The sequence below is a fragment of the Streptomyces sp. NPDC058231 genome (assembly GCF_042882275.1).
In the GTDB taxonomy this organism is placed as follows: Bacteria; Actinomycetota; Actinomycetes; order Streptomycetales; family Streptomycetaceae; genus Streptomyces.
On record NZ_JBHVWN010000117.1, the window covers coordinates 1 to 12,189 of the forward strand.

5 protein-coding genes and 3 pseudogenes are annotated in these 12,189 nt (G+C 67.0%); 3 read left to right on the forward strand and 5 right to left on the reverse strand.

What is annotated here, in order from left to right; translation table 11 throughout:
• Positions 1–428 precede the first annotated feature (428 nt).
• Positions 429–2,069, forward strand: a complete 1,641-nt coding sequence (locus ACFVXE_RS37625; RefSeq protein ID WP_389678162.1) for a cytochrome bc complex cytochrome b subunit — start codon at positions 429–431, stop codon at positions 2,067–2,069.
• Between the two features lie 9 nt (positions 2,070–2,078).
• Here ACFVXE_RS37625 and ACFVXE_RS37630 read toward each other — a convergent pair whose 3' ends face one another.
• From ACFVXE_RS37630 to ACFVXE_RS37640, 3 genes and pseudogenes are all read right to left on the reverse strand, one after another.
• Positions 2,079–2,468 (reverse strand): cytochrome c oxidase subunit 4, encoded by a 390-nt coding sequence (locus ACFVXE_RS37630; protein WP_389678164.1) that lies wholly within the window; start codon positions 2,466–2,468, stop codon positions 2,079–2,081.
• Positions 2,465–4,099: a cytochrome c oxidase subunit I gene (gene ctaD, locus ACFVXE_RS37635; RefSeq protein ID WP_389678169.1), complete on the reverse strand. Its 1,635-nt coding sequence runs from the start codon at positions 4,097–4,099 to the stop codon at positions 2,465–2,467. The genes ACFVXE_RS37630 and ctaD overlap by 4 nt, the downstream gene beginning before the upstream one ends.
• A gap of 531 nt (positions 4,100–4,630) precedes the next feature.
• A pseudogene (locus ACFVXE_RS37640) lies at positions 4,631–4,831 on the reverse strand (NAD(P)-binding protein); the annotation flags it as partial.
• A 1-nt stretch (position 4,832) separates the two neighbouring features.
• On the opposite strand from ACFVXE_RS37640, the pseudogene ACFVXE_RS37645 reads away from it, so the two are divergent.
• Positions 4,833–5,144: pseudogene (locus ACFVXE_RS37645) on the forward strand (HAD family hydrolase); the annotation flags it as partial.
• An 866-nt stretch (positions 5,145–6,010) separates the two neighbouring features.
• On the forward strand, positions 6,011–8,320 hold the full coding sequence (locus ACFVXE_RS37650) for an MFS transporter (protein ID WP_389678165.1): 2,310 nt from the start codon (positions 6,011–6,013) through the stop codon (positions 8,318–8,320).
• A gap of 368 nt (positions 8,321–8,688) precedes the next feature.
• Here ACFVXE_RS37650 and ACFVXE_RS37655 read toward each other — a convergent pair whose 3' ends face one another.
• Both ACFVXE_RS37655 and ACFVXE_RS37660 read right to left on the reverse strand, forming a co-directional pair.
• On the reverse strand, positions 8,689–10,212 hold the full coding sequence (locus tag ACFVXE_RS37655) for a glycosyl hydrolase family 18 protein (protein WP_389678167.1): 1,524 nt from the start codon (positions 10,210–10,212) through the stop codon (positions 8,689–8,691).
• Positions 10,213–11,544: 1,332 nt separating this feature from the next.
• Positions 11,545–11,976 (reverse strand): annotated as a pseudogene (locus tag ACFVXE_RS37660) (transposase); the annotation flags it as partial.
• Positions 11,977–12,189: the final 213 nt, after the last annotated feature.

Here is a 12,189-nt window from a genome sequence, read left to right on the forward strand (position 1 = left end):
TCGCGGCCAACGACGCCACAGCCCCCTCCACAACTCCCATAGCACGATGATGACGGATCATCACGGAACAGACGGGTTGTTTCTCTGCAAGCCCTAGTGGTAGATCTAGTCCGGAGCGAGGATGCCGACGCGCCCACCGCGACCGGCCGGCTGGTCACGCCTACGAACCCGATGGCCGCTGGTCTGGCATGGGTGGATCGCAAGAGCAACGGGCCGGACGGGCTCCGGAGAGGTTGCGAGCAGCATCGCGTCTTCCGCAGTGACCCGACGCACCGGGCGGCCCACGCGCCACGTCGGGGCCAGGTCGGCCGATCAGGTGCCGATACCGCGATTCTGCGTAATGCCTTCGAGTAATGCGCTACTCGTAAAGGGCGAACCGGAACAATAAGGGACGGGTGATGGAAGGGAGATCGACGGGAGAGTGGTGCATGCCCCTGCGGAAACATAAGGCGCAGTTGAAGACCCGGGCCGAGAAGGCGGCGGTCAGTGGCTACGGTGCGATGGATGCGCGCCTGCCCGTCAGCGAGCTGGCCAGGCAGTTGCTGCGCAAGGCCTTCCCCGACCACTGGTCCTTTCTCCTCGGCGAGATCGCCCTCTACTCGTTCGTGGTCCTGCTCGTCACCGGCGTGTACCTCACCCTGCTCTTCGACCCGAGCATGATGGAGAGCGTCTACACCGGTTCCTATGCGCCCCTTCAGGGCGTGAGGATGACGCAGGCCTACACCACCACCCTCAATATCAGCTTCGACGTGCGCGGAGGACTGCTGATCCGTCAGATCCACCACTGGGCGGCACTGGTGTTCGTCGCCGCGATCGCCGTCCATATGCTGCGGATCTTCTTGACCGGCGCATTCCGCAAGCCGCGGGAGGCCAACTGGATCGTGGGCGTGACACTGTTCGTACTCGCGCTCCTCGAAGGATTCGCCGGCTACTCGCTGCCCGACGATTTGCTGTCCGGTACGGGCCTGAGGACGGCGGCCACCATCGTGGGGTCGATCCCTGTCGTCGGAACGTACGTGGAGCTGTTCGTCTTCGGAGGACAGTTCCCGGGCAATGACGTGATCCCTCGTCTGTACGCCGTGCACATCCTGCTCGTGCCCGGCCTGATCGTGGCGCTGATCACCGCTCATCTCATGCTGGTGGTCTACCTCAAACACACCCAATGGGCGGCGCAGGGGAAGACCAACAAGAACGCCGTCGGCCCACCGGCGTTCCCGCACTTCACCGCGAAGACCACAGGATTCTTGCTCATGGTGTTCGGCGTACTGGCCCTGCTGGGCGGGCTCGCCCAGATCAACCCCGTATGGAACTACGGCCCCTACCGTGCCGACCAGGTCTCCGGTAACGCACAGCCGGACTGGTATGTCGGGTTCCTGGAGGGTGCGCTCCGGCTGATGCCGCCATGGGAGACCGACATCGCGGGTCACACCATCATGTGGAATGTGTTCATTCCGACGCTCGTGCTGCCGGGCGTGGTCTTCACGGTGCTGTTCCTCTACCCCTTCTTGGAGAAGTGGGTGACGGGCGACCACAGGGAACACCATCTGTGCGACCGGCCGCGCAACCGGCCGACCCGCACCGGGCTCGGCGTGGCGGCCATCGTCTTCTATGCCGTTCTCCTGGTCGCCGGCGGCAACGACGTCGTCGCCTTCTCGTTCAGGGCTTCGATCGAGGTCATGACCTGGATCCTCAGGATCGCGCTGATCGCCGCCCCGCTCCTGGCATTCGCGCTGACCAAACGCCTCTGCCTCGCCCTTCAGATGCGGGACCGCCACCGGCTGACCGAGGGCGAGGAGACGGGCCGGGTGACCCAATCGATGGATGGCGACCTGTCGGAGAGCCACCGCGACCTGAGCCCGACAGCCCGCTACCGCATCTTGGTGCGTGATGTACCGACGCCCCTGGAGCTCCCCGCGGAGGGTCCGGTCTCGCGTCGGCGACGGCTTCGGGCCGTACTGAGCGGGTGGTACTACAAGGACCTCGTGGAGCTGCCCGCCACGGATGAGCAACGGTCCCTGATCGCCGAGCGGACCGCGCCGCCGGAGCCGGTTCGCGAGTCCGAGGACTGAGAGCCGCCCTCAGCCCTGCACGCGCGCGTATTGGAAGACCATTCCGAACACTCCCGCCAGGGCCAGGCCAAGCCCGATCAGGAAGAGCCACAGACCGAACACCACACCGAGAGCGAGCACGGCCGTCCCCGCGGCTGTCAGCGGCGGCCAGATGCTGTGCGGCGAGAAGAAGTCCACCGGGCCGGACCGCTCATTGATCTTCCCGTCTCCGCGGTCCTCGGGGCGCAGCCCCTTCCTCCGGTAGTTGGTGGCGAAGAAGAACGCGACCAGCAGAGCCATGAGGAACGAGATGGTAAGCGCCGCCGTGCCTGTCGGATCCCGGGACCACACGGCGTAGAGAACATCGGTCACGAGAAAGAACCCCGCGACTCCGGCGAAAAGAATGGCCTCGGTCTTCATTCGCCCGACTCCCCCTCGTCGCCCGAAATGGAGTGGGACCCGCCTCGGCCGAGTCCCGGCTTCTCCTTGAGGGGGTGGTGCAGGTCGAAGGCCGGTGAGTCGGAACGTACGCGGGGCAAAGCCCGGAAATTGTGCCTCGGGGGTGGACATGAAGTCGCCCACTCCAGGGAACGGCCGAACCCCCACGGGTCGTCCACTTCGACCTTCGGTGCGTAACGGCTGGTGTGCCACACGTTGTACAGGAACGGCAGTGTCGACAGACCGAGCACAAAGGAGCCGACGGACGAGATCGTATTGAGCACGGTGAAGCCGTCCGCCGCGAGATAGTCGGCGTAACGGCGGGGCATTCCGGACTCCCCCAGCCAGTGTTGGACCAGGAAGGTCAGCTGAAAGCCGACGAACAGGGTCCAGAAATGGATACGTCCGATGCGTTCATCCAGCATGCGTCCGGTGAACTTGGGCCACCAGAAGTAGAAGCCGCCGAACATCGCGAAGACCACTGTGCCGAAGAGCACGTAATGGAGGTGGGCGACGATGAAGTATGAATCGGTGAGGTGGAAGTCCAGCGGGGGCGAGGCGATCAGCACCCCGCTGAGGCCGCCGAGGAGAAAAGTCACCAGGAACCCGATCGCCCAGAGCATGGGTGTCTCGAACGTGATACTGCCGTGCCACATGGTGCCGATCCAGTTGAAGAACTTGACACCGGTGGGTACGGCGATGATGAACGACATGACGGAGAAGAAAGGCAGGAGAACGGCTCCCGTGGCGAACATGTGATGGGCCCAGACAACCGCCGAGAGCATGGTGATGCTGATCGTGGCCATCACCATTCCGAAATATCCGAACATCGGCTTCCGGCTGAACGCGGGAATGATCTCGCTCACCACTCCGAAGAAGGGCAACGCGACAATGTAGACCTCGGGATGGCCGAAGAACCAGAACAGGTGCTGCCACAGCAGTGCCCCGCCGTTGGCGGAGTCGAAGACATGCGCCCCGAACTTCCGGTCGGCTTCGAGGGCGAGCAACGTGGCAGCGAGCACCGGAAACGCGAGCAGCGCGAGGATCGAGGTGAAGAGAACGTTCCAGGTGAAGATCGGCATCCGGAACATGGTCATACCGGGGGCACGCAGACAGACGATCGTAGTGATGAAGTTGACCGATGCCAGGGTCGTACTGATCCCTGACAGCACCAGGCCCATGGTCCAGAGGTCTCCGCCGGCGCCGGGCGAGAAGACGGCACTGTTCAGCGGAGCGTAGGCGAACCAGCCGAAATGTGCCGCGCCGCCGGGTACCACGAATCCGGACACCACGATGATTCCGCCGAAGAGGAAGAGCCAGTAGGTGAGCGCGTTCAGGCGGGGGAACGCGACGTCCGGCGCGCCGATCTGCAGCGGCATGATGGCGTTCGCGAAGCCGCCGAACATCGGCGTGGCGAACAGCAGCATCATGACGGTGCCGTGGATCGTGAACAGCTGGTTGTACTGTTCCGCGCTGACGATCTGAAGTCCTGGCCGGGCCAGCTCCGCTCGCATGAGCATGGCCAACACTCCGCCCAGCAGGAAGAACCCGAACGCGGTGACCATGTAGAGATTGCCGATGACCTTGTGGTCCGTGGTCGTCAGCCACCCCATGAGTCTCACACCGGCACTGATGCGCTTGTTGGCCACCGGCTCGGCCGGCGCGGCTTCCTGCAGGTCCTGCGCCATCGGTTCTCCGTCCCTCCCGGTTGACTCGATGGTGGAGCCTGCCGGCAAGGACGGCCGCACGACTGGCGGTGCCACCCTCGAATTTCACCAGTTCACCGGTACTCCGAGCGGGTGCCCCTGGAATCCCGCCGTGTCCCGGATGCCGGACGGTCTTCCCAGTTCGTGGCAATCCGAGCTGGCCTGGCCCGGGCGGAGCACGTCGACGGGCGCAACAGCCGCCGGTCGTCGTCATCGACGGCCGTCCAGGGTGAGGGCCAGCACTCCCAACTCGTCGCTGCCGTCCAACAACGGCAGATGCATCCGCACGCCGTCCGCCTGCCAGACCTCGACGGGGGTGGCCCGCAGGGAACGCCGTACCGACCGGAGAGTCAGCGGTCTCCCGGGGCTCGCCGACAAGGAGCCCCAGACCAGGCAGTGGCACCAGCAGTTCCCGCGCATAGTCCTGCAAGAGGATCTCTCGAGCCGTCGCAGTACGGGGGAGGCGGCTGCCAGGGGGTAGAAGGCGCTGAAGACGTCGCTGATGTAGTCGTGACGCGCCGAGCGGTCGCTGCGGACCGCGCCGCCCGGATGAGGCTGGGCTTCCAGGACCTCCACACTCCAGCCCGCATCCGCCAGCAGGTTCGCTGCCACGAGGCCGTTGGGACCAGCACCCACCAACTTCGGGCGTCTGCACCGCCTGCGGGCAGCCGACGAGCTGCTGCGCACGCTCAACCGCCACGGCTGGCGCGTCGTGCTGGTGACCTCGGCCGGCGGCGGCGAGCTCGACGCCCTGACGAAGGCAATCGGGGCGGACGACGCCATCACCGCCACGGCCGGCGCCGACGACGTAGATGAAGGCAAACCCGCCCCTGATCCCATTCACCACGCTCTGGAACTGGCCGGCTCTCCCGCGCACGGCTCCGTATTCGTCGGCGACAGCGTGTGGGACATGAAGGCCGCAACGCGGGCTGGCGTCACCTGTGTGGGACTCCATGATCCCTCCGCCCGGTACTGGCACTCCCGGCCGCAGTAGGAACCGCGCCCTCTTGCGACGCGCGAGGGCTTGATCTCGAACGTGCCTGCACAGTGGCGGCACGTCCGGGTGACCCGGGTGCGCAGGGCGAGCCCCGAGCACGTCTTCGAGCAGAACCGCCCCTTGAGCGATCCGGCTGGGTTCGTCGCGTTCTTCGGGATGAAGCCGACGCCGCACTGCGCGCATGCGCACGTCTGCCGCGCGGTCGCAGCGTGGTGGCAGGTGCGCGAGCAGTACGGCCGTCGGCCGGCCGCGTCGTCCTTCCCGCGGACCCGGAAGGCAGCGCCGCAGTTCGCGCACTCGTGCGTGACCCACGCCGTGTCCTCGGTCTGCTTGGCGCGGAAGCACGTCATGCCGCCACTGACGTCGTCAGACAGGTAGTGGCCGATCACTTGCTCGCGGGTGCGGACCCGCATGCTCAAGACCCCCCGTTTGCGTCCACGTAGAGCAGCTGCGGGGTCAGCAGGGCCACCGCCCCGGGGAGGCCCCGGAACACCGCGGCGTAGTCGATCTCTGGTTCCGTCACGTCTCGCCCGCCTCGACGCCTTCGCTGGCGTGACTTTTCACGACAGGAGCGGAACGCGGGGCACCGATGCTCCTCCCGCCGTGGAACTGGGCAGGTCACCCGGGCGGCCACGGCGGTCGGCAGCAGGGACTGAGGGAGCCGAGTACCGCCGCCCGGCATGCACCGCAGCCGCCTGAACACGCTCGGTTGTGCACCGACGTCCGAATGCCCACGACCGGCAGCAAGATCTGCGAAGTTGGAGGAGAGTTGGTTTGGGAACAGGGAACTGATCCATACCTCCTCGCCCGAGGACGTGCCCATGACTGCGAGGTCCGCCGGATCGCGAGCGGCGCGGGGGCGGGCCAGGGACGCCGCTGACACCGCCGGCCCGCACTATGAGTGGGTCGTGCTGTCCAACACCACGCTGGGTGTTCTGATAGCCACGATCAACGCGTCGATCATGCTTATCGCGCTGCCGGACATCTTCCGTGGAATCGGGATCGATCCTCTGCAGCCGGGGAACACAAGTCTGCTGCTGTGGTTGATCACGGGGTATTTGGTGGTCACAGCGGTGCTCGTGGTCAGCTTCGGCCGGATGGGCGACATGTACGGCCGGGTTCGCATGTACAACGCGGGATTCGCGGTTTTCACCGTGTTCTCTGTGCTGTTGTCGGTGACCTGGATGCATGGCACGGCGGGCGCACTGTGGCTGATCCTGATGCGCGTGGGCCAGGGTGTCGGGGGCGCGATGCTGATGGCCAACTCCAATGCGATCATCACCGACGCGTTCCCGGCCGACAGACGCGGCCTGGCGTTGGGACTGAACCAGGTAGCGGGCATCGCCGGCTCGTTCATGGGGCTGGTGCTCGGAGGGCTGCTCGCCCCGGTGGAGTGGCGCATGGTGTTCCTGGTGTCGGTGCCGATCGGGGTGTTCGGCACGTTCTGGTCGTATCGGAAACTGCACGACACCGGCATCCGGCGGCCCGCCCGGCTGGACTGGTGGGGCAATGTGACCTTCGCTGTCGGGCTGGTCGCGGTGCTGGCCGGCATCACCTACGGCATCCAGCCCTACCGCGGGCACACCATGGGCTGGACCAACCCGTGGGTGCTGTCCGCCCTGATCGGCGGCGTGGTCATGTTGGTGATCTTCGGCATCGTGGAGACCAGGGTCGGCGAGCCGATGTTCCGGATGAGCTTGTTCCGCATCCGTGCGTTCACCGCCGGGAACCTCGCGAGCCTGCTGTCCGGGATAGGCCGTGGCGGGCTGATGTTCATCCTGATCATCTGGCTGCAGGGGATCTGGCTGCCCCGGCACGGCTACGGCTTCACCGAGACCCCGCTATGGGCGGGCGTCTACATGCTGCCGCTCACCGTCGGGTTCCTGGTCGCCGGGCCGATCTCCGGCTGGCTGTCCGACCGCTTCGGGGCGCGGCCGTTCGCCACCGGCGGCATGCTCGTCGCGGCAGGCAGCTTCGTACTACTGGCGCTGCTGCCGGTCGACTTCCATTACGGGACGTTCGCCGCGATCCTCCTGCTCAACGGGATCGGGATGGGACTGTTCGCTTCCCCGAACCGGGCCGGGATCATGAACAGCCTGCCCGCGGACCAGCGCGGAGTCGGCGGCGGCATGAGCACCACCTTCCAGAACTCTGCGCTGGTGCTGTCCATCGGGGTGTTCTTCAGCCTGATCGTCCTCGGCCTGGCCGGCACACTGCCGCACGCCCTGTCCAGCGGCCTCGTCGCCCAGGGCGTCCCCGCCAGCGACGCGGACCGGCTGTCCGCCCTGCCACCGGTCTCGGTGCTGTTCGCCTCGCTGCTGGGCTACAACCCGGTCCAGACGCTGCTCGGCCCGAATGTGCTGGATCACCTGCCGGCGAGCCACGCGGCCTACCTGACCGGCCGTGGCTTCTTCCCTACCCTGATCTCCGGGCCGTTCGCGAAAGGCCTGGACGCCGCGTTCATGTTCGCCATCGCCGCCTGCCTCGTCGCCGCTGTCGCCTCCTGGCTGCGCGGCGGTAAATACGTGCACACTGACAAGCCGACCACCGTCGGCACCACGGACTATTCCTGCCCGGCACTCCGGGGCCCGGAGGCGGCACACCACGGCTCCGTGACACCGGACCGAGCGGCCGTCCCCGTCGGAACCCACGGACTCGCCTCGGGCGTCGCACACTCCACCCCACCGACGGTCGGCCCCGACACCGCTCGGGCCAGTCCGCCCGGACTGCGCGAAGACCGACCTCACCCCACCAGGGACTCCGCCCTCAAGGCGTACGCGCTGATCGTCACGGCAGATGGCTACCGCGCGGCCACCTACTCGATGATGACCGGCGGCAACGGCCAACCAGCCGCCGCAGAAACCGCCTCTCGGACGAACGGGCAGATCGCCGGCACGGTCCGGGCGGCGAGCCCGGACCGCCCACTGCCCGGGGCGGTCATACGCGCCGTCGACGCGACGGGCAGGGTCGTGGCACGCACCACCACCGACCGCGACGGCAGGTTCCGGCTGACCGGCCTGCCCCGCCGCCTGAACGCGGTGACCAGGGCCCCGAGCCCCACGACTCCGCCGGACGACCATGGCTCGGACGACGCCACCTTGCACCTCACCCTGGACGGCATGCGGTCGTGACCAAGCCGAAGCGAGCCCTTGCGACCTGCGACGTCGACAGGCTCATCGATGACATTGCTACCGAAAAGAATTCCTGCGCCCCACCCCCGCCACCGGTGCGCTACGTCGGCTCGGACCGTAGCGCCCGCCGCCACGATGCGCCGAGTTCAGCGAGCCGCCGGCGCGACGCATCGCACTGCTCCTCCAGTACCTGAGACGCCGGCGACAACAGGTGGACCTGCCCCTGGAGGTGGCGCAAGCCGAGGGTCTCCCAGCCACGCGTGATCCTGGTCGTCACGCGGTCCCATTCGGGATCTTCACAGCGGCGCCTGGAAAAGGTGATGCCCGGCAGGGGGGCTGCCGGGCATCACCGTGGAAAGCTGTCCGGTTCAGCAGGCGCCGAGGTCCTGCCAGACGCCCCATTCGCCGGTGGTGCCGGGCTCCTCGCCCTGCGTCCACCACTTGGCCTTCCAGTTGTGGCCCTTGTGGGAGACCTGCTGGCCTCCGGTGTAGACCGTCCCGGCGGCCCAGGCGGCGGCCGTGCACTGGGTGCCGGTGCCTCCGGTGATGGTCAGGGCATAGGTCGCCGTGTGGCTGCCGGAGGCACTCGTACCGGTGACTTTGATGCTGTACGTGCCCGAGACCGCGGCCTGCGTCGTGGCGAGGGTGAGCGTCGATGAGCCGCCCGCCGTGACCGAGGTGGGGCTGAGCGACGCGGTGACACCCGCGGGCGCCCCGCTGACGGTCAGGTTCACCGTCTTCGCCGCGCCAGCCGTCACCGCGGTCTTCACCGTGGTGGTGGCCGAACTGCCCGCCGTCACCGATCCGGAGGAGGGGGTCGCGGTCACCGAGAAGTCGTCGCCAGGTGCGGTGGTGCCGCCGGTGAAGGGCGCGAAGATATGGGTGAAGTCCCAGGTGTTCTGCTGGATACCGGAGCAGCCGTCGGCGGCCGGGCCGCCGGGGCAGCTGCCGTTGTCACGCTGGAGCGCCCAGAAAGACAGGGTGTTGATGCCCTTGGCCACCGCCCAGTTGTAGACCTGGGTGGCGTTGGCCAGAGTGAATGTCTCGGCCGGGCCGAAGTCGTCGACCCCCGGCATCTCGATGATGCCGATCATGCCCCACAGCTGGGCGGAGGTCTTGCTCGGGTAGAGCTGCGCGAGCTGGTCGTACAGTCCCTGGGCCGCGGTCTGGGTGTCAGTGGCCATGTTGTGGGTGGCGTTGTCGTAGTAGTCGAACGTCATGATGTTCGCTACGTCGACGCGTGCGCCGTTGGTGACCGCGTTCTCCAGCACCGCGAGACCGCTGGGGGCCAGCCCATCGGTGGTCGTCGGCAGCGTGTAGGAGATCTCGACCGTGCGCCCGTTGGCCGCCGCCCAGTCCTGGACCAGCTTGATGGCCTTGTTCCGCCGGTTGATTCCTGCGGTGTTGTTCAGCGAGTCGACCTCGATGTCCATGTCGAGCCGTGAGATGTCGTACGTCGTGATGACCTTCTCGTACGCCGCGGCAATCTGATTGACATCGGTGCAGCTGTCGGCGATCTCGGTGCCGGTGGTGTCCGCGGTGTAGCCGCCGAACGAGGGGATGACATCCCCACCGTTCGCCTGGATGGTGTCGATGTCGGCGCCGAAGCTGGCGGAGGAGATCGGCAGGCTGGTGTCGCCGCTCCAGTACGGCGTGCAGGAGCCCTCGGACGCGGTCTGGAGGAACGCCATGGTCAGGTGTTTGGCCCCTGACTGCGCGGCCAGGGCAGCCGGGCTCTCGCCGGTCCACGCCTCGAAGTAGGGAGCGAAGACGTGCTTAGGCAGGGGGGTTGCCGCCTGAGCGGTACCGGCGCCCATGGCGGCCATTCCGGCAGTGGCCACCGTGGTGGCCACTGCGGTCAGAACCGCGCGGACGGATCGTATGCGTCTCATAGCTGTCCCAGCTGTAGGGGGGTGGCCGCCAACTCCGGCCTCGGGCATCGGCGTTTGGGTACGGAATACCGTCACAGCCACAGCCGAGTCAATGGTCTGGACCAAGAAAGGACTAGACCAATTTTCAAACGGAGGGCCGACCCGCTGTTCAGCGCGCGGATCGCGCGCTGAACCACTGATCCGTCCCCGAACACGACAGCCCCCATGAGACGCGATGTACTACGGCTGGATCCTGCGCAGGATCTCATCCGTCGAACAGCCCTGGGCGAAGTCCTGGACGAGGCAGAGGCCGAAGCCCGCTCGTCACGATGGACCCGCACTGCGAGGTCACAGGACCGGGCGGGCCCGGGTCGAGGACGAGCTGGCGCGTCGCCCCGCCGGTGGCATCATCGGATGCCTCGACTGTCGTGTCCCCGAGGTCGTCGGACACATGGAAGGCTCAACTCCCGCCGCGCACCGCGGCCCTGGCGCCTTTCCGTGATCTTCCTCTGCCTCCTGCACCAGCGCCTCCTCCAGCACGAATGCCCCCTGAGGATCACCCGTCCAGTTCACCCGGACGGCAAACGCCATAGCGCAGCAGTGCATTCCACCCGCCGTGCGGAGAACGCCGGTACGGGCACCTCCGCGCTTCTCCTGGCCGGTTCTCCGTTCACGGCCGGTCCCGGCAGTTCCTGGAGACGTCCTCTCCTTGAAAGCCATACGCGCATGGCGTGGGACGGTCGGCACATCATCCCCACGCGGGGCTTCAGACGCCACCGATCCGCCGGGTCCGCTCCACCACACGTCGGCGCCCTGTGGGCCCCTCCCTCCAGGTGTGGCGCGGCGGCTTTCTGTCCACAGATGCCGCCACCTGGTCGCGCGTCCTGCACCTTGCCCAGCGCGGCGCACCCGCCCCGCGGGAGAGCGTCGTCGGACCGTTGGCAGCACGACCTGGCAGAGGCATTCCGGTGGGCCTTCCACACCCGGCCGTACCTGACCTACACCCCTCGCGCAGGAGAACTGCGGGACGTGGTCCGTGAGGCGGAGGACAGGTGGGACACCGCTCTGCCCGAAGAGCATGGCGGCTTCTTCCTTCGGGTAGGTGAGCACGTCTCCCGCATGGCCGGCACACTCGCTGCGGCCGAACGCACCGCCATCCACAGCACGCATATCAAGGCCGCATGGCCGCTCGCCCGCCGCGCCGTCCAGGACACCTGCCGTCTTGTCTCCATGGACCGCGACACGGTGCATCAGATCGTCGAGTACGTGGATGACGCCTTGCGCCGCGTAGCCACGCCAGAAGACCAAGCTCGGGCTCTTCTAGGGACCCGAGTACGGGCGCCTGACCTGGCCGGGCAGTCCGGCCGCGTCCGACAAGACGTGCATCTTGGAACCGGGCTTGCCCCGGTCCACGGGGCTCGGACCTGTGAGTTCGCCCCTTTTTTCGCCCGTACGTGGGCGGAGTCGAGGACCACGCGGGACAGGTCAAGCAGTCCGCACTCGTGAATGCGGTCGAGGCCTCGTGCAGCCGGCCCCAAAGTCCGGCTCTGGACCAGATGACGAAGCGTCGGTGCACGGTGGACTTGAAGATCCCGAAGCACGGCGGCAGAGCCCGCCAGGCACACCCGCTCACCAGCACGTAGACGATGGCCGCGAACAGCGTCTCATCAGGCGTGTCCTGCGTCCCGCCACCCTGCGGCGGCCGCACCCTCGACGTCGGGATCAACGGCTTCGCGATCTCCCACAGCCGTCCGGAACAATCCAACTCCACGCATCCCGCCCCATGAACAGCCCAGCGAGCGAACCCACATAGGACACCTTCTTAATGCAGACCCGTCCCCGAACAAGCCCCATTTCGTGACACAACCCCGCTTATCGGGCAGGATCAGACTGGCGCACCGCTTAGGGCCTTTCGTTTGGATCAGGCTGGATCAGGGAGCGGGGTCTGGTGCCGTGCATCGCAAGGCGGAGGAGGGAGTCATGGCGGAGCCCTGACGA

Excerpts from the sequence above, each read along its gene's own strand:
- ACFVXE_RS37625 (WP_389678162.1), top strand. The coding sequence starts at position 429 with ATGCCCCTGCGGAAACATAAGGCGCAGTTGAAGACCCGGGCCGAGAAG.
- ACFVXE_RS37630 (WP_389678164.1), bottom strand. The coding sequence starts at position 2,468 with ATGAAGACCGAGGCCATTCTTTTCGCCGGAGTCGCGGGGTTCTTTCTC.
- ctaD (WP_389678169.1), bottom strand. The coding sequence starts at position 4,099 with ATGGGGTGGCTGACGACCACGGACCACAAGGTCATCGGCAATCTCTAC.
- ACFVXE_RS37650 (WP_389678165.1), top strand. The coding sequence starts at position 6,011 with ATGACTGCGAGGTCCGCCGGATCGCGAGCGGCGCGGGGGCGGGCCAGG.
- ACFVXE_RS37655 (WP_389678167.1), bottom strand. The coding sequence starts at position 10,212 with ATGAGACGCATACGATCCGTCCGCGCGGTTCTGACCGCAGTGGCCACC.